The 22,486-nt window shown below is 60.7% G+C and carries 24 protein-coding genes; 10 read left to right on the forward strand and 14 right to left on the reverse strand.

Annotation, left to right across the window (positions count from 1 at the left end):
- Positions 1 to 3 precede the first annotated feature (3 nt).
- Both ACR0NY_RS04450 and ACR0NY_RS04455 read right to left on the reverse strand, forming a co-directional pair.
- Positions 4 to 228 carry a GTA head formation protein, RCAP_rcc01685 family gene (locus ACR0NY_RS04450; RefSeq protein ID WP_093962401.1) on the reverse strand — a complete coding sequence of 75 codons (225 nt, stop codon included), beginning with the start codon at positions 226 to 228 and terminating at the stop codon, positions 4 to 6.
- Positions 221 to 1,393, reverse strand: a complete 1,173-nt coding sequence (locus tag ACR0NY_RS04455; protein ID WP_170368639.1) for a phage portal protein — start codon at positions 1,391 to 1,393, stop codon at positions 221 to 223. The genes ACR0NY_RS04450 and ACR0NY_RS04455 overlap by 8 nt, the downstream gene beginning before the upstream one ends.
- A 192-nt stretch (positions 1,394 to 1,585) precedes the next feature.
- On the opposite strand from ACR0NY_RS04455, the gene ACR0NY_RS04460 reads away from it, so the two are divergent.
- Positions 1,586 to 2,428, forward strand: a complete 843-nt coding sequence (locus ACR0NY_RS04460) for an SDR family NAD(P)-dependent oxidoreductase (protein WP_170368640.1) — start codon at positions 1,586 to 1,588, stop codon at positions 2,426 to 2,428.
- On the opposite strand, the gene ACR0NY_RS04465 is transcribed toward ACR0NY_RS04460, so the two are convergent.
- Positions 2,429 to 3,799, reverse strand: a complete 1,371-nt coding sequence (locus ACR0NY_RS04465) for a DNA-packaging protein (RefSeq protein ID WP_170368919.1) — start codon at positions 3,797 to 3,799, stop codon at positions 2,429 to 2,431.
- A gap of 592 nt (positions 3,800 to 4,391) precedes the next feature.
- Between ACR0NY_RS04465 and ACR0NY_RS04470 the strand changes: the two genes are divergently transcribed.
- Both ACR0NY_RS04470 and ACR0NY_RS04475 read left to right on the forward strand, forming a co-directional pair.
- On the forward strand, positions 4,392 to 4,691 hold the full coding sequence (locus ACR0NY_RS04470) for a hypothetical protein (RefSeq protein ID WP_170338081.1): 300 nt from the start codon (positions 4,392 to 4,394) through the stop codon (positions 4,689 to 4,691).
- A 309-nt stretch (positions 4,692 to 5,000) separates the two neighbouring features.
- The gene (locus tag ACR0NY_RS04475; protein ID WP_170338079.1) at positions 5,001 to 6,251 is read left to right on the forward strand and encodes a DEAD/DEAH box helicase; all 1,251 of its coding nucleotides are present in this window, start codon (positions 5,001 to 5,003) and stop codon (positions 6,249 to 6,251) included.
- Between the two features lie 115 nt (positions 6,252 to 6,366).
- Here the strand turns inward: ACR0NY_RS04475 and mltG are convergent, their stop codons facing one another.
- The 7 genes from mltG to fabD form a co-directional block, all read right to left on the reverse strand.
- Positions 6,367 to 7,527, reverse strand: coding sequence for an endolytic transglycosylase MltG (mltG, locus tag ACR0NY_RS04480; protein ID WP_170338077.1), 1,161 nt, complete (start codon positions 7,525 to 7,527; stop codon positions 6,367 to 6,369).
- Positions 7,528 to 8,793 (reverse strand): beta-ketoacyl-ACP synthase II, encoded by a 1,266-nt coding sequence (gene fabF, locus ACR0NY_RS04485; RefSeq protein WP_170338075.1) that lies wholly within the window; start codon positions 8,791 to 8,793, stop codon positions 7,528 to 7,530.
- A gap of 195 nt (positions 8,794 to 8,988) precedes the next feature.
- Entirely contained in the window at positions 8,989 to 9,732 is a 744-nt protein-coding gene (locus ACR0NY_RS04490) for a 1-(5-phosphoribosyl)-5-[(5-phosphoribosylamino)methylideneamino]imidazole-4-carboxamide isomerase (protein WP_170338073.1), read from the reverse strand.
- A 123-nt stretch (positions 9,733 to 9,855) separates the two neighbouring features.
- Entirely contained in the window at positions 9,856 to 10,395 is a 540-nt protein-coding gene (locus tag ACR0NY_RS04495) for a GNAT family N-acetyltransferase (protein WP_170338071.1), read from the reverse strand.
- A gap of 138 nt (positions 10,396 to 10,533) precedes the next feature.
- On the reverse strand, positions 10,534 to 10,767 hold the full coding sequence (locus ACR0NY_RS04500) for an acyl carrier protein (RefSeq protein ID WP_005982462.1): 234 nt from the start codon (positions 10,765 to 10,767) through the stop codon (positions 10,534 to 10,536).
- A gap of 210 nt (positions 10,768 to 10,977) precedes the next feature.
- The gene (gene fabG / locus ACR0NY_RS04505; RefSeq protein ID WP_170338069.1) at positions 10,978 to 11,715 is read right to left on the reverse strand and encodes a 3-oxoacyl-[acyl-carrier-protein] reductase; all 738 of its coding nucleotides are present in this window, start codon (positions 11,713 to 11,715) and stop codon (positions 10,978 to 10,980) included.
- Positions 11,716 to 11,756: 41 nt separating this feature from the next.
- Positions 11,757 to 12,695, reverse strand: coding sequence for an ACP S-malonyltransferase (gene fabD / locus ACR0NY_RS04510; RefSeq protein ID WP_170338067.1), 939 nt, complete (start codon positions 12,693 to 12,695; stop codon positions 11,757 to 11,759).
- Positions 12,696 to 12,867: 172 nt separating this feature from the next.
- On the opposite strand from fabD, the gene ACR0NY_RS04515 reads away from it, so the two are divergent.
- Complete coding sequence (locus tag ACR0NY_RS04515) at positions 12,868 to 14,097, forward strand: cytochrome b/b6 domain-containing protein (RefSeq protein WP_170368641.1); 1,230 nt, start codon at positions 12,868 to 12,870, stop codon at positions 14,095 to 14,097.
- A gap of 66 nt (positions 14,098 to 14,163) precedes the next feature.
- Here the strand turns inward: ACR0NY_RS04515 and ACR0NY_RS04520 are convergent, their stop codons facing one another.
- Both ACR0NY_RS04520 and ACR0NY_RS04525 read right to left on the reverse strand, forming a co-directional pair.
- A complete protein-coding gene (locus ACR0NY_RS04520; RefSeq protein WP_093962996.1) occupies positions 14,164 to 14,736 on the reverse strand; it encodes a YceI family protein in 573 nt (190 codons plus the stop codon).
- A 127-nt stretch (positions 14,737 to 14,863) separates the two neighbouring features.
- Positions 14,864 to 15,373, reverse strand: a complete 510-nt coding sequence (locus ACR0NY_RS04525; RefSeq protein WP_254432898.1) for a hypothetical protein — start codon at positions 15,371 to 15,373, stop codon at positions 14,864 to 14,866.
- A 279-nt stretch (positions 15,374 to 15,652) separates the two neighbouring features.
- On the opposite strand from ACR0NY_RS04525, the gene rpsF reads away from it, so the two are divergent.
- The 6 genes from rpsF (at position 15,653) to ACR0NY_RS04555 (ending at position 19,413) form a co-directional block, all read left to right on the forward strand.
- On the forward strand, positions 15,653 to 16,006 hold the full coding sequence (rpsF, locus tag ACR0NY_RS04530) for a 30S ribosomal protein S6 (protein WP_093962413.1): 354 nt from the start codon (positions 15,653 to 15,655) through the stop codon (positions 16,004 to 16,006).
- A 28-nt stretch (positions 16,007 to 16,034) separates the two neighbouring features.
- A complete protein-coding gene (rpsR, locus tag ACR0NY_RS04535) occupies positions 16,035 to 16,262 on the forward strand; it encodes a 30S ribosomal protein S18 (protein ID WP_005608650.1) in 228 nt (75 codons plus the stop codon).
- Positions 16,263 to 16,274: 12 nt separating this feature from the next.
- Positions 16,275 to 16,895, forward strand: a complete 621-nt coding sequence (rplI, locus tag ACR0NY_RS04540) for a 50S ribosomal protein L9 (protein ID WP_170368644.1) — start codon at positions 16,275 to 16,277, stop codon at positions 16,893 to 16,895.
- 148 nt (positions 16,896 to 17,043) lie between these two features.
- Positions 17,044 to 17,526: a lytic transglycosylase domain-containing protein gene (locus tag ACR0NY_RS04545; protein ID WP_170338057.1), complete on the forward strand. Its 483-nt coding sequence runs from the start codon at positions 17,044 to 17,046 to the stop codon at positions 17,524 to 17,526.
- Between the two features lie 226 nt (positions 17,527 to 17,752).
- The gene (locus ACR0NY_RS04550) at positions 17,753 to 18,454 is read left to right on the forward strand and encodes a helix-turn-helix transcriptional regulator (RefSeq protein ID WP_170338055.1); all 702 of its coding nucleotides are present in this window, start codon (positions 17,753 to 17,755) and stop codon (positions 18,452 to 18,454) included.
- 95 nt (positions 18,455 to 18,549) lie between these two features.
- Positions 18,550 to 19,413 carry an acyl-homoserine-lactone synthase gene (locus ACR0NY_RS04555; protein ID WP_170366325.1) on the forward strand — a complete coding sequence of 288 codons (864 nt, stop codon included), beginning with the start codon at positions 18,550 to 18,552 and terminating at the stop codon, positions 19,411 to 19,413.
- Positions 19,414 to 19,639: 226 nt separating this feature from the next.
- On the opposite strand, the gene tig is transcribed toward ACR0NY_RS04555, so the two are convergent.
- Both tig and ACR0NY_RS04565 read right to left on the reverse strand, forming a co-directional pair.
- Complete coding sequence (gene tig / locus ACR0NY_RS04560) at positions 19,640 to 20,971, reverse strand: trigger factor (RefSeq protein ID WP_170338051.1); 1,332 nt, start codon at positions 20,969 to 20,971, stop codon at positions 19,640 to 19,642.
- A 186-nt stretch (positions 20,972 to 21,157) separates the two neighbouring features.
- Positions 21,158 to 22,279 (reverse strand): porin, encoded by a 1,122-nt coding sequence (locus tag ACR0NY_RS04565; RefSeq protein ID WP_170368646.1) that lies wholly within the window; start codon positions 22,277 to 22,279, stop codon positions 21,158 to 21,160.
- Positions 22,280 to 22,486 lie beyond the last annotated feature (207 nt).

Here is a 22,486-nt window from a genome sequence, read left to right on the forward strand (position 1 = left end):
AATTCATGGCGCCACCGTCAGGAAAGACTGGAACGCCTGCGCCAGGATCACCGCCGCCACGCCATAGACCGTCAGCCACAACCGCCGCTCCAGCCGCTCCATCATCTCCTCGATCTGATCCAGCCGCCTGCACAGATGCGCGTGCTGGATCTCGGCCACCCTTTCATGCGCGGCCAGGCGCAGCCCCGGCGCGCAGTCAAAGGGCGGATATCCCGGCGTGTCAGCCATCCGCCGTCTCCGCCAGCGCCGGCAGGCCCAGCAGAGCACGCTTTTCGGCATCGGTCAGGAAATCGGCATTGGCCACCCGCGCCCATTGCGCATCGCGTTCCGCCGCCAGCGCCGGCACCTGGTCCAGATCGGGCTTCAGCATCAGGTCCTCGCCGGTAAAGTCCGACAGCCAGTCCGACAACGCCGCCGCCACCCGCGTCACCAGGGGCAGAACGGTCAGGCGATAGAACGCCCGGTTGGCCTCCTGATAGTTCGAATAGGTCGCGTCACCCAGGATCCCCAGCAGCATCGGCGGGACACCGAAGGCCAGCGCGATCTCGCGGGCAGCGGCTTCCTTGGTCTTCTGAAACTCCATGTCCGAGGGGGAAAAGCCCATTGGCTTCCAATCCAGCCCCCCTTCCAGAACCATCGGACGCCCGGCATTGCGCGACCCGCGATAGTTCGCCTCGATCTCGTCACTCAGGCGGCGGAACTGTTCTTCGGCCATCACGCCCTGTCCGTCGCCGCCCTTCCACACCAGCGCGCCAGAGGGCCGCGCAGCGTTGTCCAACAGCGATTTCGACCAGCGCGAGGCGCTGTTGTGTACGTCGATCGCCATCGCCGCCGCCTGCAGGGGCGAGAACCCGTAATGGTCATCCTGCGGATGAAACGACTTGATGTGGCAGATGGCTTCGGCCGGGAAACGATGCGTCTTGCCCCCGGCGGTATAGTCATAGGCTCTGGGCCAGCCATCCGCCCCCGGCACCACGCTCATCCGGTCCGAGCGCAGCACGTGCAGCTCGACCGGCAGCCCGCCCTCGGCCTGCACCGCCTCGACATAGGCATTGCCCGACAGCAGCAACTGCCCGAACAGCGCCTCCAGCAGCTCGGCCTTGCCCTGCGCCGCATTCGGACGGCGCATCAGGCGCAGAACCGGGTGCGTCTCGTACCGCTGCGCATCGTCCTGCAGAACCAGGGGCAGCGCCGCCGCGGCCTCGGCAATCAGCTTGACCGACCGGAACCCCACCGGGTTGCCCGAGAACCCCGTGCGCGTCAGCGAGGCGGTGTCGCGCGGGCTCCAGGCCACGCGCCCACCGGTTTGCCAGGCCACCACCGGCCCGGCTGCGCTTGCTTTTGCCTCGGGGGCCTTCTCAGCCGATCCACGACGCAAGAAATCGAATACCATGTCCAGATGCTCCTTTCTGCCGCCGCTCTGCCCGGCTTGTTGAAAGGAGTTATGACGGAAAGGTCTTTAAGCCTCGGGAATGGGGCGTACGGCGGTTGCGCAACGGCGTCGGAGCCTATGCCTTCAGGTTTTACCTCGGCATCAACCAGAAATGCGCTACCCTCGTCGTCAATCTGTCAGGAGGGACCAGTCATGTACAAACGTGCAATTGAAACCGGCGGGATCGCCGTCGTGACCGGCGCCGCCAGCGGAGTCGGGCGCGTCGCGGCACAGCGTTTTGCCCAAGCCGGGCTGGACGTGATACTGGCCGACCTGCCCGGACAGGCGCTCGACGAAACAACGAAAGACCTCAAAGCTGGCTTTCACGCGGCAAACATCACTGCGGTGCCGACGGATGTAACCTCTCAAGCCGACATCGAAAACCTGGCCGACACAGCTTTCGCCGCTGGGCGGGTCGCCGTTTTGATGAACAACGCAGGGATCAGCCTGCCGACGAAAGCGTGGGAGTCATTCGACAACTGGCAGAAAACTCTCGACGTGAACTTCCTGGGTGCCCTGCGCGGCGTCCAAGCCTTTTTGCCCCGCATGATCGAGGCTGACCGCCCGGCGGTCGTCATCAACACCGGATCAAAGCAGGGGATCACCACCCCGCCGGGCAACCCCGGCTACAACGTGTCCAAGGCCGCCGTCAAAACGCTGACCGAACAGCTCGCGCACGAGCTTCGCGAGGCTGGCGCTCCGATCTCAGCGCATCTCTTCGTTCCGGGCTTTACCTACACCGGCATGGTCGCGTCATTCCTACCCGAAAAGCCCGCCGCCGCCTGGACCAGCGAGCAGACCGTCGACTATTTCCTGGACCGCATGGCCCAGGGCGATTTCTACATCCTCTGCCCCGACAACGACGTCGACGCCGAACGCGACCGCCGTCGCGTTCAATGGGCTGCCGAGGACATCATCCACAACCGCCCCGCCCTCTCGCGCTGGCACCCCGACTATGCCGAGGGCTTCGCAAAGTTCGAAAAACCTAAGGGCTGATCACAAAACCCGCACCCGGGGCCGCCGGTAAGCCGCAGCCGGCCCCACCACCAACTCATGCAGCGCCCAGACCAGCGCATCGACCCGGTCGGGCGAGCCCTGCCCCTCGAACCCACGTGCGGTCATCTGGCACATCTGCTCCTCCAGCGCCTCCAGCCCGGCCACGTGGAACACCCGCCCCTGCTCATACAGCGCCGCCACCGGCTCGGCCCGCGCCACCTTCCCGCGCGAGGCCCGCACCGCCCGGAACGGGACCAGAGGGTCCACCTGCCGCACCACCTCTTCGACCAACTGCCCGCCCTGATTGACCTCGGCCACCAGCCGCTCGGCCCCGAATTCGTCCATCGCGTCAATCGCCGCGCGCGCCCAGCCCGCCGGGCCAACGCCCTGCACCGTCCGGTCGGCCAGCACATAGGCGCGCCAGTCCTCGGGCGCCCCCTGCACCTGCGCGCCGACCACCACGATCCCGCAGGCATCGGCCCCCGACCCGCCGGTCACCGCGGGGTCCAGCGCCACCACCACGCGGTCCAGCTCGGGCAGCGCCTTGACCCGCGCCGCATCCAGCATCGAGCCGGTCCACAACGCCCCCTCGGCATCGGCTAGCAGCACACCGTCCAATTCCTGCCGCCCCAGCCGCGTGCCGGCATAGCGCGCGCGCACCTCCTCCAGAAAGGACTCCGCCAGGTTGGCCCGGTTCGCCTCCGTCGGCGCATGGGTCATCACCGTGGACGGCGCCGCCAGCAGATCTTTCAAAACCTTCACGTTGCGCGGCGTCGTGGTGACGCAGACCCGCGGCCGCTCGCCCAGTCGCAACGCGAATTGCAGCATGTCCCAGGTCTCGCCCGCCTTTTTCCACTTGGCCAGTTCATCGACCCAAGCCGCGTCGAACTGCGGCCCTCGCAGCCCCTCGGGGTCATGCGCCGAAAAGGCCTGTGCCTCGGCCCCGTTGGGCCAGAACAGCTTGCGTTCCGACGCCTTCCACTGCGGCCGCCGGTCGGGCGGAGAGCACTGCATGATCCCGCTGTCGCCAAAGATCATCACGTCGCGCACCTGGTCAAAGGTCTCGCCCACCAGCGCCACGCGCCGGGCCTCACCCTCGTCGAAAGGTTTGCCCCCTTCGACCATGGATCGCACCCATTCAGCCCCGGCCCGCGTCTTGCCCGCGCCACGCCCGCCCATGATCACCCATGACCGCCAGTCGCCCTCGGGCGGCAACTGGTGCGGCAGCGCCCAGAACTCGAACAGGAAAGGGAGGGCACATAGCCCTCCCTCCCCGATCTCACTCAGAAATCTGTCCCGCACCGCAGCAGGCGCAGAGGCGAGCCAATCGGCACCCGATCTCAGATCGGGCCCACTCCAGGTCGAGCGCATAGCCCCCTTGGGCAATTCCCGCTTGTCTGTGACATTGTTCGACAAAGCTTGTCTCCACTTTCTGGCAACTCCGGATCAGCCCCTCTAGCTGCCCGAGTTGTCTGGCTGAACTCGCCAGGTCTGCATCCTCCCCGGTCTCGATCCGCTTGCGCAGGTCTTCCGCCGCTTGCCGCAAACCGCGAATGGACACCTCCAACGACTGCAACAGCTCGGCCGTCCGGGACATCCGCTCTTCCGGGGTAATCAAAGTCATGTTTGCCTGTGACCTCATGCGTGAGTGATCTCCGCACGAGAGAAATGAAAAACGGCCGCCGGGTTGCCCCGGGGCCGTTGCCCACTTCTTCTAGCATGACACAACTTATACGAGAAAACGGGCGCTCAGTCAAGCTCTGAAGCAACAGCGCGCAACAAGTAACGCACTGTCATTGTTAACAAAATCCTAATCCGGCCCACGGACCGCAATCAATTCTCCGATCGGCGAGATTTCCGCGACGGAGTAATTCCCGTCGTGCGTTTCAAAAACTGATTGCACACGCAATCTGCACCAAAACCATAAACCACAAGCATACGAAAAATATCTGAAGGACAAAAAATGTACCATCCCCTCAGCTATGTCTCGGTAATCTGTCTGGGCGGCCTGATGCTCTTGGGCACAGTGGCGCAGGCTCAGACAGGGCACCGCAGGCCTGATCTTGGCAAGATCGCAAGCGAGATTGGCGTTCCGCAATCTGCGCTCCAAAGCTGCCTGGGCGATCGTCCCAAGCCCGGCAACCGCCCCGAGCGCCCTGACGCGGGCAAAATTGCTTCGTGCCTGTCCAAGGCCGGTCACCCTTCCACCACACAGGCTGTCGAAAAGGCGCTGGCTGCCGCCGCCCCGACGCCTCGTCGTTGAACATCCATTTGCAACGAATAGGACACCGGCAGCCTTGACTGCCGGTGTCGGCTTGACATTCGCCTCAGCAGCGCTCATTTACGCCACAGCGCTGCCGCGTGAGCACGCGGACCGAACCGAGGTCCGAGATAGCGCCCAATTTTCCCAGTTCCCATTCACGCAGGGTTCTTGACGCAAAAGCCGGATGTTGCGGGACTCGCCCGCAAATTCTGAGGCTGCGCACACTCCCTGCCGGTCGTGCAATCTGCACGGCCAGCCACTCTCGTTCGCGCACGGCCAATGCCGGCGCGGATCACAAAGGAAGACTACTTGTTCGATTTCGACATGCTCGGCCTCGCGCCGGCTCTGAACGACGCGCTCGAGCGCGCAAATTTCACACAACCCACACCGATCCAGAACCAGGCCATCCCGTTGGCTCTGGAAGGACACGACATTCTGGGCCTTGCACAGACCGGCACCGGCAAGACGCTGGCCTTTGGCCTACCGTTGATCGACCACCTTCTGGCGCAACCCGGCAAACCGGCGCCCAAAACCGCCAAGGCGTTGATCCTGGCTCCCACTCGCGAACTGGTGAACCAGATCGCTGACAGCCTCCGCACGCTTACCAAAAAGACGAAACTGCGTGTGGCCACAGTTGTCGGCGGACAGTCGATCAACAAACAGATCATGTTTCTGTCGCGCGGGACCGATATTCTTGTCGCGACCCCCGGTCGTTTGATCGACCTGATGGAGCGTGGCGCGGTCGATCTCGGCTCGGTTCGGCACCTAGTTCTGGATGAGGCCGACCAGATGCTAGACCTCGGCTTCATCCACGCTCTGCGCAAAATCGCGCCGCAACTGGGCACTCCGCGCCAGACCATGCTGTTCTCGGCCACCATGCCGAAGCAGATGGAGGAACTCAGCCGCGCCTACCTGACCAACCCGCAACGGGTGCAGGTCTCGCCCCCGGGCAAGGCGGCCGACAAGATCACCCAGTCGGTGCATTTCGTTGAAAAGCCGGGAAAACCCGCCAAGCTGCGCGAGATCCTTTCGCGTGATACCGACGCCCTGACGCTTGTGTTCTCCCGGACCAAGCATGGTGCGGAAAAGCTGATGAAAGGGTTGGTGGCTGACGGCTACAACGCAGCATCGATCCATGGCAACAAGAGCCAGGGCCAGCGGGATCGCGCCATCAAGGCCTTCCGCGCCGGCGAAATCACAGTTCTGGTTGCCACCGACGTGGCAGCCCGTGGCATCGACATTCCTGGGGTGGCCTATGTCATCAACTACGACCTGCCGGACGTTCCTGACAACTATGTGCACCGCATTGGCCGCACCGCTCGGGCCGGCCGTGAAGGCGAAGCCATCGCCTTCTGCGCACCGGATGAATTTGATCTGCTGCGTCAGATTCAAAAATTGATGAAGATCGAGATCCCGGTCGCCAGTGGAACGGCACCCGAAGCCGCAGAAGCCGCCAAGCCCGGCGGTCGCCAGCGCAATCGACGCCGTGGCCCGAAACCGCAGGGCACAAACGGCCCCGCCAACCGCCGGCGCCATCCGCGCCGCAAATCGGCCGCATAAAAAACTGCGCGCATGTCTCCATGCGCGCAGTCTTTTTCCAAGATTTTGCCTTTTCATAAATCAGGTGGGTCGTCCGCCTGATTTTTGCTGGCTCTGATTTCAACCAGCGAGCGGATCAGTTACCCGAATTGTTCCGCTCGGCTTCGATCTCACGCCATTTGGCAACGTTTCGGTTGTGTTCCTGCAGCGTCTTGGCGAAGGCATGGCCGCCGGTTCCATCTGCGACGAAGAACACGAAGTCGGTCTCGTCTGGAGTCACGGCAGCCTGCAAGCTGGCCAGGCCCGGATTGGCAATCGGCGTGGGCGGCAACCCGTCGATCAAATAGGTGTTCCAAGGCGTGTTCCGCCGAAGCTCGCTGCGGCGAAGGCCTCGGCCCAGCGTACCCTGACCCTTGGTCACGCCATAGATCACCGTGGGATCTGTCTGCAGCTTCATGCCTTGCTTCAGGCGGTTAACAAAGACACTGGCAACCTGACCGCGCTCTTCCGGAATGCCTGTCTCCTTCTCGATGATCGAGGCGAGGATCAGCATTTCTTCAGGGCTGGACAGGGGCAACCCCTCTTGACGCGTCTCCCAAACCCGCGCAATCCGCTCTTGCTGCCGGTCCTGCATCTTTTGCAACAAAGCCGTGCGCTCATCACCGGGTGAGATTTCGTAGCTGTCCGGGGCCAACATGCCTTCCGGCGGAATTTCCGAGACCTCTCCGGTCAGGGCATCCACGGCCTTCAGCCCCTCAACGACCTGCCAACTGGTGACACCTTCGGCCAAGGACACACGGTATCGCGTATCGGCTTGATTCCGCTTTTCCTGATAGACTTCAGGAACTTCGTCCTCACCAACGACAAAAGACGCGACCTCGACGAAATTCAAGGTTGCAGGGTCCAGCTCACGTACGCGTGTCTGAGTGCGGGTCACACCGATGCGGTACTCGACCTCGGTTCCGCATGTGCTGGCGCCGCTGCGGGTGACTTCGTCGATGATTTCCGCCATCGATGCGCCTTCGGGGATCAGGAAACTACCCGCCTTCAGCTGCTGCGACTTGTCGGTGTAGTCTGCCGCCATACGAAAGATCGTTGCGCTGCTGATCGCGCCCTGATCTTCCAGGTCACGGCTGACCTTGTTCATGTTCGAGCCACCCTTCACCCGAAGGCAAATGGCGGTATCGAGCGGGCCCTCGGCCTTATATTGCGATTGCCCCCAAAGGATCACACCGCCAAGAAGAAACATGGCGACCACAAGAAAGGTAAGCGCATTGGATGCCAGAGCCCGCCACATTTATGACGCTTTCCCGAAAATCACGCTGGCATTGGTGCCGCCGAAACCGAACGAGTTCGACAGCGCCACGTTGATTTCCCGCTCGCGCTTGGCATTCGGCGCAAGGTCGATCGGTGTTTCCACCGCCGGATTGTCCAAGTTGATCGTCGGCGGGGCGACCTGATCGCGGATCGCAAGGATCGAGAAGATCGCCTCGATCGCGCCCGCGGCCCCCAGCAGGTGTCCTGTGGCCGATTTGGTCGAACTCATCGTCGCCTTGCTGGCATGTTCGCCCAGCAGCCGTTCAACGGCACCCAGCTCGATCGTGTCGGCCATGGTCGAGGTGCCATGCGCGTTTATATAGTCCAGATCCTTCGGCTCGAGCCCTGCGCTGCGTAGCGCTGCCTTCATCGAACGTTCGGCCCCGTCACCATCCTCGGCCGGCGCGGTGATGTGATAGGCATCGCCCGACATCCCATAGCCCAGAACCTCGGCATAGATCTTGGCGCCGCGGGCCACGGCATGCTCGTATTCTTCCAGAACAACGATACCGGCGCCCTCGCCCATCACGAAACCGTCGCGGTCGACGTCATAGGGGCGGCTGGCGGCCTTGGGGTTGTCGGCATATTTGGTCGACAGCGCCTTGCATGCGTTGAAACCGGCAATACCGATCTCGCAGATGCAGCCCTCGCCGCCGCCGGCGATCATAACGTCGGCATCGCCCGACCGGATGATACGGCTGGCATCGCCGATCGCGTGGGCACCGGTCGAACAGGCGGTCACCACCGAGTGGTTCGGCCCTTTGAAGCCAAAGCGGATCGAGACCTGACCCGACGCGAGGTTGATCAGCGCGCCCGGGATGAAGAAGGGCGACACACGGCGCGGACCCTTGTCACGGATCAGGTTGGCGGTTTCAGCGATCGAGCCCAGACCACCGATGCCCGACCCGATCAGCACGCCGGTGCGCAGACGTTCTTCCTCGTCTTCGGGCAACCAGTTCGCGTCCTTGCAGGCCATCTCGGCGGCAGCGATCGAATACAGGATGAAATCCTCGATCTTGCGCTGTTCCTTGGGCGGCATCCAGTCATCGGGGTTAAAGGTCCCGTTGGTCCCGTCACCACGTGGCACCTCGCAGGCATAGGTCGTGGTGACTCCTGCGGCTTCGGCATCGAACAAGGTGATCGGGCCGGCGCCCGACTCTCCGGCCAGCAGCCGCGACCAGGTTTCCTCGACCCCGCTGGCCAGTGGAGTGACCAATCCCAGACCGGTTACAACGACTCTGCGCATGAAATGCCTCTTGCCTGCTTCCTGTTTGAGAAACGCTCATACCCCGGCCCGGGGGCCGGGGGCAAGAGCAACAGCATATTCCGCACCGGCAGCTTGCCGCCTGCCTCCGCGCCACACACCGCGCACGGCCAGAGCAGAACCACACGAGCCGCCCCCGACAACCTGTCAGGGGCATCTCGGACGGATTAGGCTGCGTTACTGGAACTGCGCCACAGGTTCATGGGCGGTTTTGGCAACCGCCAACGCCTCGGACAGGTCGACCGCCTTGCGGAATAGCGCCCGCCCGACCAACGCACCCGAAATATTGGGAATGTACGCCAGACGCGAGATGTCGTCGCTGCTGCGCACGACGCCGCTGGCGATCACCGGCGTACGCGAATGCGCGGCCAGCCCCGAAATCAGGCCCAGCTGCGCCTCTACATCCACCATGTCGCTGTCGATATCGGTGACCAGAATGGCAGCGAGCGGAGCATCGGCAAACGCTTCGATGAAAGCCTCCGGTGTGAACGCGCTTTGGGTGCGCCAGCCGTCGGTCATCACGTAACCTTGCCACACGTCCACGGCCAACACGATCTGGTCTGGGTATAGCTTGGCCAGCTCTTTGAACAGATGCGGATCACGCGCCGCAAGGGTGCCGATCACGATGCGGCCCGCCCCTTTGTCGATCCAACGCTCGACCTGCTCGCGCGAGCGGAACCCGCCGGCCAGTTGAACAGGCAGCTCGGCGCTGCGGATGATCCGTTCGACAAACGCAGAGTTCGTGTCCCGCCCCTCGATCGCGTCGAAATCGGTCAGGTGCATCCACTCGGCACCTGCGGCGGCCCAGCCTTGGGCCGTTTCCACCGGATCGACATGCCAGATCATCGGCTCGTCCAGACGGCCCTTGTCCAGCGTGACACAGCGGCCGTTCTGCAATTCCATTGTAGGATAAACCCTCATGAGCACACTCCTCCGCTCAATCGTTCCGGATATCCATGATAGCATACTGGTCGCGCGCAAGTTCGCATTTCTCAGTTTCGGCAAACGGCGATCCGTTTGCGGCACCGCGAAAAAAGAAGCGTTTCAGTTCCGGGCCGGAGGGCCGTCGCGGCGAAACAGTTTCACCGGGCTGTCCCGATACTCTGTCTGGCGAAGCAATTTGTATCCAAGCTTGGCCGCCAGCTTTTGCGAGGCCTCATGATCCGCGTCAATCATCGACACCAAGGGCCCGGGCATGATCCGGTCGAACCAGTCATGCGCGGCCTGAACGGCCTCGTGCCCGTATCCCAGGCCATGCGCCTCGGGCGCCAACACCCAACCGGCCTCGGGGAAGGTATCGAAATCTTCGCCCAGACAGCGGTTGCCGTAAAAGAACCCGGCCTGACCTATCAATTTGCGATTCGCCTGCAAGAACACGGCCCATTGCCCGAATCCAGCCATCTGCCAGTGCCCCGCATTGCGCAGGAACGCGTCCCACGCCTCGCCGCGGGTGCGGGGTTTGCCCCCGATATGACGCACCACGCAGGGGTCACGCCAAATCTCCGCGAACCGTTCAAAGTCCTCGGGGCGCATTGCACACATCATCAGGCGCGCGGTGTTGATCATCGGGGCGGATCTTTTCATGCCCTTACCCGGTGTTTTGTTGCCTCATCGCAAACAGTGCAAACCGATTTTCCACGAGGCAAGCGGGAATTCCAGCGGGCAAAAAAAAACGGCGCTTCCGTTGCCCGGAAGCGCCGTTTTCGGTCAAATTCAAAGCGATCAGGAAGCTTCGCTGATGAACTTCACGGCGTCGCCGAAGGTTTGGATGGTCTCGGCTGCATCATCGGGGATCTCGATGCCGAACTCTTCTTCGAAAGCCATGACCAGCTCAACGGTGTCCAGGCTGTCCGCGCCCAGATCGTCGATGAAGGACGCGTTCTCGGTGACTTTGTCCTCTTCAACACCCAGGTGCTCAACAACGATCTTTTTAACGCGATCTGCGACGTCGCTCATGTCTATTCCTCATTCCATTTCAGGGCGGTCTGCCCGGTTCTGCCCTTGCCCGCTCGGGGTGGCCTTGGTTTGCCCGATCCGGGCGGTTTGAGTCCCGGGTCTCCGGGAAAGTAGAAGGCCGACCTGAACGACCGGCCCCTGATTACATGCGCCGCCTATAGCACAGACGACGCAAGAGGCAAACGCTTTCGCATCTGCCTCTGGCTGCGCCTACAACATGGCCATGCCGCCGTTCACATGCAAGGTGGTTCCGGTAACATAGCCCGCTTCGGGGCTTGCAAGGTACAGAACGGCCGCCGCAATTTCAGATGGCTCGCCCATCCGACCGGCGGGAACCTGCGTCAGGATGCCGGATTTCTGCTCATCGGTCAGCTTGTCGGTCATCGCGGTCGTGATGAAACCCGGCGCGACGGCATTGGCGGTGATGCCACGGCTCGCGACCTCGTAGGCCAGCGATTTGGTCATGCCGACCATGCCCGCCTTGGACGCGGCATAGTTCACCTGACCCGGGTTGCCTGTTGCACCGACAACGGACGAAATGTTGATGATGCGGCCCCAACGCGCCTTCATCATGCCGCGAAGAACGCCTTTGCACAGCTTGGCGGTGGCGGTCAGGTTCACGTCGATCACGCTCTGCCATTCCTCGTCGGACATGCGCATGAAGATGTTGTCGCGGGTGATGCCTGCGTTGTTGACCAGAATATCAACAGCGCCCATGGCATCGGCGGCCTGTTTCGGCAACGCGGCCACGGCCTCGGGGTCACCCAGATTGCACGGTAGGACATGAGCGCGCTCGCCCAGTTCATCCGCCAGCTTCTGCAGCGGTTCGACGCGCGTGCCCGACAGGCCCACAGTGGCCCCTGCGGCGTGCAAGGTGCGTGCAATCTCGCCCCCGATCCCGCCCGAAGCCCCGGTGATAAGGGCGCATTTTCCAGTCAAATCAAACATACCGGTATCCTTTTCGAGTGTCCTGTCGGACCAGCTTTGAGTTAATCGCCTGCCTGCAGCGCTTTTTGAACGTCTTCCGGCGTACCAACGGCGGAGCAGGCCACGGACCGGTCGATCTTGCGGATCATGCCCGACAGAGCCTTGCCTGCACCGATCTCCCACGCTTCGGTCACACCCTGCGCCACCATGTACTGAACGGATTCGCGCCACCGGACCGAACCGGTAACCTGCTCGACCAGCAATTGCCGGATCAGGTCGGGATCGGTCACCGCCTCGGCGCGGACATTGGCAACCAACGGAACCGCCGGCGCCTTGATTTCGACTCCCGCCAGAGCTTCGGCCATCACGTCGGCGGCAGGCTGCATCAGGGCACAATGGAACGGAGCGCTGACCGGCAGCATCACAGCGCGCTTGGCGCCCTTTTCCTTGGCGATTTCAGCGGCGCGTTCAACAGCGGCCTTGGCACCCGAAACCACGACCTGCGTGGGGTCATTGTCATTGGCTGCCTGGCAGACCTCGCCCTGTGCGGCCTCTTCGGCCACGGCTCGCACGGCGTCCAGGTCGAGCCCCAGGATCGCGGCCATCGCACCCTCGCCCACTGGGACGGCGCTCTGCATTGCCTGACCGCGCGTGCGAAGAAGGCGAGCAGTGTCCGCGACACTCAGCGCGCCGGCTGCGGCAAGGGCCGAGTATTCGCCCAGCGAATGACCGGCCACGAAGGCGGCCCGTGTCACATCGACCCCTTCGGCCTCAAGCGCGCGCATCGCCGCCATCGATGTGGCCATCAACGCCGGCTGCGCGTTCTGCGTCAAAGTCAGGGTCTCGATATCGCCATCCCAGATCAGGCTGCTGAGGCTTTCGCCCAGCGCTTCGTCCACCTCGTCAAACACGGCCTTGGCGGCCGGATAAGCGTCGGCCAGCGCCTTGCCCATGCCGATGGTCTGGGCGCCCTGCCCCGGAAAAACGAACGCAAGTGTCATTGCAACCTCTTGGATGACGTTAGGTTGCGCCGGGGTGTAAACCGAGTGAGGGTCCGGCACAAGCACTGCCTGCACTCTGCGTGACGGCACCGGGTCTGTGCGCCACACGCTATTGTCTATGTGCGTCACACGGTTACCTTGGCCACAGCAGAAAACCCGGAGCGCAAGATCGATGTCCCTAACCAACACCAATGTCAGCTATGGCAGCGTGACCAAGACATTCCACTGGCTGACCGCATTGTTGATCTTCACCGCCTTGCCGTTGGGGTGGTTCGCCAACAACCTGGCCCATGCAATCTATGACCCGACCATCCCCACCACCGAGGCCGATCTTGCCCAAGCCGCACGGCTGTTTTCCCTGCACAAAACCGTTGGGATCACCGTCTTCTTCGTTGCGCTGGCACGCATTCTCTGGTCGCTCACCCAAACCAAGCCCGGGTTGCTGAACGCCGACAAAAAGCCCGAGGCCTTTGCGGCTGAAACGGTCCATTGGCTGCTGTACGGGTCCTTGGTTCTGGTTCCTCTGTCGGGTTGGATCGACCACGCTGCTACCGAAGGCTTCGCGCCCATCCTTTGGCCATTTGGGCAGAACCTGCCACTGGTGCCCAAGTCCGAGCATCTGGCCGAGGTGATGGCAACGCTGCACTGGCTTTTCATGCTGGTTCTCGTCGCAGCTTTGACCCTGCATATCGCCGGAGCACTGAAACACCACGTCATCGACAAGGACAGCACCCTGCGGCGAATGTTGCCCGGGGCGTCCGCTGCGCCGGTTCCGCCGGAACAGAAGCACTCGATGGTTCCCGCCGCGGCTGCTGGGCTTGTCTGGGTTGGCGTTCTGTCAGCCGGCCTGCTGACCGGCAGTTTTTCAGACAAGCCAGATGCCGAGGTTGAAACGGCCGAGTTGGCGGCCGTTCAATCGGATTGGCAGGTGGAAGAAGGCGCGCTTGCCATCACGATCACACAACTGGGCAACCCTGTAACCGGTCAGTTTTCAGACTGGACCGCCGCAATCACGTTTGACGACCCCGTCGAACCCGGTCCGGCCGGGTCGGCAGAGGTCACGGTCTCCATCGGGTCTTTAAGCCTGGGTACGGTAACCGATCAGGCCATGGGAGCTGATTTCTTCGACAAGTCGCAATTCCCGACGGCCCAGTTCGATGCCGAGATCTACAAAACCGAAACGGGGTATGAAGCAAGGGGTCCGCTGACCATCCGCGATCAAACACTGGACGTTGTATTGCCCTTCTCTTTGGACATCAAAGGCGAGACTGCCAAAATGTCCGGCAGGATGGACCTCAACCGCCTCGACTTCGGGGTTGGCCAATCGATGCCGAAAGAGGATTCGTTGGCCTTCGCCGTCACCGTTTCGGTCGAGTTGACGGCAACACGCAACGCTCAGTAAGCCGACGACACGAAAAAACCGCCGGGGCATCGGCCACCGGCGGTTTCTCTAGTTCTGAGGCCCGGATCAGTCGGCCTTCTGCGCCTCGATCGAAATCGCGATGGCAACTTCATCTCCGACGAAAGGCGCGAACTTGCCCAGTTCGAAATCGCTGCGCACCAGGGTGGTGGTGGCATCGAACCCGGCCCAAGGCTTGCCCGCCATCGGATGCTCGCCGACCTGATTCAGCTTGGCGTCCAGAACCACTGGCTTGGTCACACCATTCAAGGTCAGGTCCCCGGTGATCTTTGCGGTGTTCTCACCCGTCACCTCGATCGAGGTCGAGGTAAATGTCACCATTTCCTCGGCAGTCGCCGCGAAGAAATCTTCGGACATGAAATGATCTTCACGGGGTTTCCAGCCGGTGATCATCTCGACCACGGGCATCGAAACCGTCACGCTCGACGCTGCTGGATCTTCCTGATCAAACATGATCTCGCCCTCGAAACCCGAGAACATGCCGGTGGTGGTCGAAAAGCCAAGATGGTTGTAGCTGAAAACAACCTGGCTGTGGCTCGGGTCCAGAACGTATTTCTCCGGGGCCGCGATGGCCGAGGTCGCCGCCGTGGCAAGTGCTGCTGCAATAAGGGTGGATTTCATGACAATCTCCGAAAATTTTCAAAGCGCAAACCGGTTGGGTTGCTCCAAAACAAAGATGTGCCGCCCATGGGCGGCACACAACCTTCATTCTCTCACAAATTCTGTTCCTCAATGAACAGAATAAAATTCAGGCGAAAATTGTTACGCTTCCGCTGAGTTGCCCTTTCAGCGCTCGGCTGACATCCGCCGATTCCAGCGGCAGCTTCATCAGAAGGCTGCCATCGACTTCAAAGAGTTCAACCTGGTCGTCCACGAACCGCGCTCCGCCCAACGTATCGTAGCTGCGGCGCAGTACGGTCTGCGGACGCCCGTTTTCGTTCTTCTGCAGCACCCGAACCTCGCGGCGGACCGGGTCAAAATATGCGTCGGGGCGCGGATCCAGAACCTCGATGGTCAGCAGGCTCACCCCGAGGATCAGGAACATCAGCGACGCGACCAGCTTGATGGTCCAGACGTCGGCCCCGATGACCGAACCCGGCATCAGCCACATCGAAAAGGCCGATACGATCAGAAATGCACCCAGCACACGGAACAGGACCAACCGGGCCTTCCAATTCGGTGCAAAGGAAATAAGCACGGGCACCGACTTGTCGTATGCTGCGCCGGCTGCGGACTGTTGAAATGTGTTCGTGTTCATGACGGCCATCGCTTTTGCCCTGTCCAAGTTTCTTGAGACCCCCCGGGTAACGCCGGGCTTGCAAACAACCTCAAGCCGAAAAGCGTCAGGATTTGGGCGGCCCAAAGGTAATTGGGCGGCGTGAGAAAGGCATTCATGGCAGGGCTTGCCCCCCATCCAGAAACGTGTATACGGGGCCATCCTTCGCTATACGCATGAACCGCGCAGCCTCTCGTGGCAGGGTCGCGAAGGGAACTGGCCCCGCCTATGAAATGCGCCTTGATACAAACAGGAGTGAACATGCCACTGTATGAGCATGTAATGATCGCGCGTCAGGATCTGTCCAACGCGCAGGCCGAGGGCCTGATCGAACACTTTGGCACCGTATTGGCTGACAACGGCGGCAAGATCGTCGACAGCGAGTATTGGGGCGTCAAAACGATGGCCTACAAGATCAACAAAAACCGCAAGGGCCACTATGCCTTCCTGAAGACCGACGCACCGTCGGGCGCCGTTCAGGAAATGGAGCGCCTGATGCGCCTGCATGAAGACGTGATGCGCGTTCTGACCATCAAGGTCGACGAGCATCCCGAGGGCCCCTCGGTCCAGATGCAGAAGCGCGATGAGCGCGATGGCCGCCGCGAGCGCCGTTGATCAACGCCTGAGGAAAGGACACCAAACCATGGCCGCAAAACCGTTTTTCCGCCGCCGCAAGGTCTGCCCGTTCTCGGGCGAGAACGCGCCGAAGATCGACTACAAAGACACCCGTCTGCTGCAGCGCTACATTTCCGAGCGTGGCAAGATCGTGCCTTCGCGCATCACCGCCGTTTCGGCAAAGAAGCAGCGTGAACTGGCCCGCGCCATCAAGCGCGCCCGCTTCCTCGCCCTGCTGCCCTACGCCGTGAAGTAAGGAGAGACTGACATGCAAGTTATCCTTCTGGAACGCGTTGCGAAACTGGGTCAGATGGGCGATGTCGTCGACGTCAAGCCCGGCTACGCCCGCAACTTCCTGCTGCCGCAAGGCAAAGCGCTGAGCGCGTCCGAGGCCAACATCGCCTCGTTCGAAGCCCAGAAAGCACAGCTGGAAGCACGCAACCTGGAAACCAAGAAAGAAGCTGAAGCTCTGGCTAAAAAGCTGGACGGTCAGCAGTTCATCGTGATTCGCTCGGCATCGGACGCCGGCGCGCTGTACGGCTCGGTCACCCCGCGTGACGCAGCCGAGGCCGCAACCGCTGCTGGCTTCACTGTTGACAAGAAGCAGGTCGTTCTGGTCTCGCCTATCAAAGAGCTGGGCCTGCACACGGTTTCCGTCAAACTGCACCCCGAAGTCGAGGTCGAAATCAAACTGAACGTTGCCCGCTCGGAAGAAGAAGCCGAGCTTCAGGCATCGGGCAAGTCGATCCAGGAACTGGCCGCTGAAGAAGAGGCCGCCGCAGATTTCGAAATCGCGGAACTGTTCGACGACATCGGCTCGGCCGCTTCGGAAGACGAAGAATTGGTTGCCGCCGATGCTTCGACCGAGGAAGACGAACCCAAAGCCTGATCCGATCAGGTCTGTAAATCTCAAAGGCCGCGCTGCATTGCGCGGCCTTTTTTTTCGACTGGCAATTTTTGGCCACCACAGCGCGCCGGACTTGCGACCCCGGGCCACTTTCGTATCATCCAGCCGCGTAACAATCCGGAGAAGTTGCATGGCAAAGGTCCTGCGTCGAATAATGCTTTCAGTGCTTCTGGCTGCCCCGATTGCCGCCTGCAGCGACCCATCTGGCAAAGCGACGAAGGAACAGGCATTCGAGCCGCCGCTCCACCCCAACGAAACGCCCGAATTGCGCGAATCGATCAACAAATGGGCTGATCACTACGAACTTCCGCGAGAGTTGGTCCATAAGCTGGCGATCCGCGAAAGCACGCATCGCCCCTGGGCGACGAACCGGCCATATTACGGCCTGCTGCAGATCCTTCCCGCCACCGCTCGTTCGATGGGCTACAAGGGCGACGCCAAAGGTCTTCTGGATGCTGACACCAACCTGGAGTATGCGGGCAAGTATCTTCGCGGCGCATGGATGTTGGCCGACGGCGACCAGCAGCGCGCGATCTTCCTCTATGCAAAGGGGTACTACCCCGAAGCCAAGGCTCGCGGAATGCTGGTTGAAACTGGCTTGCGGTCCGAATAGCTTGAACGGGGCAATCGACCCCGGTCTACACAGCATTCAATTTGACCGAGAATACCTCACAGGACGAAATAATCCGGAGGTTGTCTGTTGCCATTAGCACTCAATAACTCCATGTGATATGTACAAATGGGTTGCGCAATTTGTTCAGATTGACGCAACGTAGGCTGTGATACGGGCAGATACGGCATTTTTCGGGGGAAATGCCGTAGGGACAAAGGTTGGACGAGTGAAACTTATTGACTTGGCCACAATTGATCATGATGAACGGTCGGCTTACGACATCATCAATTCTGTCTGCAACGAACTTGGGTTCGACTATGCGTCCTATGCGACGACCCATCCCGTGAATGGTGACGTCCAAGGTTACGCGAACTACCCGGACGAGTGGAAGATCCACTACGCCACGCAAGGCTACCATCACCTTGATCCCACCCTATATCAGTCGGCGCTCAGCATCGCGCCGGTGGACTGGGGCCGCTTCAATCACGACGACAAGTTCAACGCGGTGTTCCGCGACGCTCATGATTTCGGGATCACCGACCGCGGCCTGACGGTTCCGGTTCGGGGACCTTATGGCGAAACTGGCTTGCTCAGCGTGACCAAGGATTGCACGGACGAGGAATGGAAAAAGCTAAAAAAGCACGTGATGGGTGACCTGCAGATGGCCGCGGTTCACGCACATGACACAGTCATGCAGTCTGGCCTTTTGGCCAAGGCTCTATACCTTCCGACACTTTCCTCGCGCGAAAAAGAAATCTTGCAATGGGTCGCCGAGGGCAAGTCCCAGCAGGATATCGGGGACATTCTGTGCATTTCGCACCGGACGGTCGAGGTGCACATGCGTTCCGGACGAGAGAAACTGGGCGCACTCACGACCGCCCAGGCGATCGGCCGTGCCATTGGTCTGGGGTTAATTTACCCCGGTTAACAATTAAGGCAGAAAAATACGGGATATCCCCAATAGTCTTGTTTCGAAACTTGGTTAATCTGCTCCTTACGGTAACCAAACTGTAGGGGGATGGAATGATCATCGTTATTGATGGCATCAACCAGCATAAGTTCAAAGACGTCTTGGATGAGATGTTCAAGCTGCGCGCACGCGTGTTCGGGGATCGCTTGGGCTGGGAAGTGAACATCCAGGACGGGCGCGAATTCGATCAGTTCGACTCGCTCAATCCTGCACACGTGGTCAGCATCAACGACGAGGGGGACGTCGTTGGGTGCATGCGCCTCTTGCAGACGACCGGCCCGCACATGCTGGCCGATGTGTTCAGCTCGATCCTTGATGGCGAGCCGCCAATCCGCAGCGCCCAGGTCTGGGAAGCCACACGGTTCTGCGTCGACACGAAACGGCTCGGCCGGGGACGTGGCAAAAATTCCGTATCCTACGTGACCAGCGAGGTCATGATTGGGTCATTCGAATACGCCCAGGAAGCTGGAGTGCTCGACTCGGTCGCGGTCATTGATCCGGTTATGAACCGGGTGCTGCAACGGTCCGGAAATGCTCCGTACGACTATGTCGGAACGGCCAAGCCGATGGGCAAAGTGGTCGCAATGGCCGCTCTGATGGATTGTTCGGACGAGCGTATCCAATCGATCCGCGAGTATTCGAGCATCGACTACGACGTGTTCCTGACCGACGATCAGGCGCTCGAACTGTTTAATTCGGGTCAGCAAGCCAAGCTTGCACAGGCCGGTGCCGCCAATCTTGACCACCAGCCACTGACCGATCTTGAGAAATACTTCGTCGAGCAGATGCACGCTGCGACGACGAAAGAAGAAGTCCAGGCCGTACTCAAATTGATCGAGAGCCTGTCGGACCGCTTCACCCCAGAGCAGAAAACCGCTTTGTTGCAAACCCCCCGTGCTTTTGCTCATGAGGCCTGACCCCCTCACCTCATAAGTCCAAAAGCCACCCATGCGGAGCCGTCTCATTCCAGGCGGCTCCGCTCTAATTTCGGCAACCGATCCGCCGCTGGCGCCATACGTTCCGGTTCTCGGCGGCAACAAAAAAGGCCCTCCGAAGAGGGCCTGTTTTCATTTCTTTCTGTTCGGACATTCGCCGTTTGACCGACCGGGTGCGGCGGCACCCGGACCGACCTGAAAACGCGGCTTATTCCTCTTCGAGGGCTTCGATTGCCTTCTGCAGCTCTTCCTTGCTGACTTCCTTTTCGGTCACTTTGGCCAACTCGACCACGTAGTCTACAACCTTGTCCTCAAAGATCGGCGCGCGCAGTTGCTGCTGCATCTGAGCGTTCTGCTGAACGAACTCGAAGAACTGACGCTCCTGACCCGGGTACTGGCGAGCCTGGTTCATGATCGCCTGGGTCATCTCGGCGTCGGTGACTTCGACTTCAGCCTTCTGGCCCAGCTCGGCCAGCAACAGGCCCAGACGCACGCGGCGCTCAGCCAGTTTGTTGTGCTCTTCGGTCGGCTCGATCTCATCGTGGTTGTGATCGGTCACCTCGGGGTTTTCTTCGTGCCACAGCTGATGCGCGATTTGCTTGGCTTCGGCTTCGACCAGGGTCGGCGGCAGGTCGAACGACACTTTCTCGTCCAGCGCGTCCAGCAGTGCGCGCTTCATCACCGCGCGCGACGCACCCGCGTATTCGGCTTCCAGACGCTCGGCAATCTGCGCCTTCAACGCAGCCAGATCCTCAGCGCCAAACTTCTGTGCCAGTTCGTCGTTGATCTCGGCGGCAACAGGTTCCTTCACCTCTTTGACGGTGCAGGTAAACACGGCCTCTTTGCCGGCCAGGTGCTCGGCACCGTATTCCTCGGGGAAGGTAACGGTGACGTCCTTGACTTCCTCGGCCTTCACGCCAGCCAGCTGGTCCTCGAAACCGGGGATGAAACTGTTCGAGCCCAGCACCAACGGGTAATCCTCGGCCGAACCGCCTTCGAAGGCTTCGCCGTCAACCTTGCCGACGAAATCGATGACGACCTGATCGCCTTCCTTCGCCTTTGATCCCTTGCGGCGGGCTTTGAAATCCTGAGCGGTTTCAGCCAGGTTCTGCAGGGCTTCTTCCACGGCCGCGTCGTCCGCCTTGACGACCAGCTTCTCCAGCTCGACCGATTTCAGGTCAACTTCGGGGATTTCCGGCAGGGCTTCATAGGACATTTCGACGTGAACGTCGTCGCCTTCTTTCCAGTCTTCGTTGGTCATCTTGACCTGAGGCTGCAGCGCCGGACGATCACCACTGTCTTCGAAGTGCTTGTTCATCGCACCGTCGATGGTTTCCTGCATTGCTTCGCCCAACAGGCGCTGGCCAAACTGCTTCTTCAGCAGTGCCATGGGAACCTTGCCCTTGCGGAAGCCTTTCATCTCGATTTCCGGCTGAGCTTCGATCAGTTTCTCATTGACCTTCTCGTCCAGCTCGGCGGCGGTAACAACGATGTTGTAGCCGCGTTTCAGACCCTCGTTCAGCGTCTCGGTAACCTGCATTCTGGTAGTCCCCATAGGATTCGGGGCGCGCAAAACGGGCGCGCCGGGCAAATTTGACGCCTTCTATTTGCCTAGCCGCCGAAGGGCAAGGGGCAAGGTGCCAGATTGGCCTTGTTTTGCCACCCTGCCCTACAAAAAACGCCCCGGACAGAGCCGGGGCGCCATGAATTCAAAACAACGTCGGGATCAGAACTTCCAGCGGGCCCCCAGGACCCAAGCTTCGTTCTTGTCAAACGACGTCCCGTCGTTGAAGTCGTGGTTGCGATATTTCAGGTAGGCATCGGTGTTGATGCTGTCGATGCGCTGCACCACTGCGATACCCCAGGACTCGGTGCTGGACCCGTCCGTGTTGAAATCGGAACCATCATAGTAGTCGATGCCGATACCGGTCTTGCCCCAGGACACCCAATTATCCTCATAGGCGATCTTGGTGTACCAGAAGTTGGGATCGCTTTCGCCCGACACGTTGTTTCGGGTACCGGCAGCAGCGGTGAAGCTGAAGCCGCTGGGCAGCAGTACCGATGCCGAACCGATCGTGTCTTCACGGTCGCCCGAACCATCGTCGAAATCACGCACCGCATAGGCCACGCTTGCCGCGAACTCGACGCCACCGGCAAAGGTGTTGTTGTAGTTCAGTGCAACGTCGTAATAGTCGTCGTCATCACTGCTGGACAGGATGTTCTGACCATAGGCGAAGCTTGCCGAAAAACCGCTGAAATCCGGCGTGTCATACCGCACGCGACCACGGCGCGCGCCGTCAAAGTTGCTGCTGGAGTCGCCGACGGTGATGTCGCTGAGGGTTCCGTCGGTTCCGCGGTAGAAGAAGCCCGAGTTTTCATCGTTGGTGAACGAATACAGCGCGGTGCCGACATAAGACAGGTCAGTTTCCGCTGCACCGTCAGACGCCATGCTGCCCTGACCGGCCGAGAATTTACCCCAGCCACCTTTCAGCGCAAAATCCACGTGACGAATGTCTTCCCGGGTCCAGCCGCTGAAATCGGTGCCCAACTGGTTCCACTCACTGGAGTTCGGCAGACCCAGCGCGGTTTCAAAGCGGAAGGTGAATTCGTTCTGGCCAAACGGCTGCATCAGGCTCAGGCCGACGCGGCTGTTGGACAGGTCGTTGTCCAGCAGGCGGGTATCGGTCTCTTGGCCGTCGTCAACCGAGATGATTGCCGGGTTGAACTGCCCATATAGCAGAACATAGCCACCGCTGTTGTTCTCGTATTTCAGCTCTGCCGCGGCGGGGATGGCCGTGGTGGCTGCCAGAACAGCGACGACTGAGGAGAGTTTGATATTCAATGTCATAGCACTCACCATGAAAGGTTCGGGTTTCAGGTACTGCCCAGATGTTCAGTGGAACTGTCCGGTTCCAGAGGCCCCTACGCCATTCAGCTCGATCATTGCAAATCCGCCACAAAGACAGAGTGGCAGCAAAGCAAAATGTCCGTGTTATCAATATTTTAACAACAAACGCGTGCAGGCTTCAGACGGCCCGCAAGAGAATTCTGCCAT

It is taken from the genome of Ruegeria sp. BJ5, from assembly GCF_056537865.1.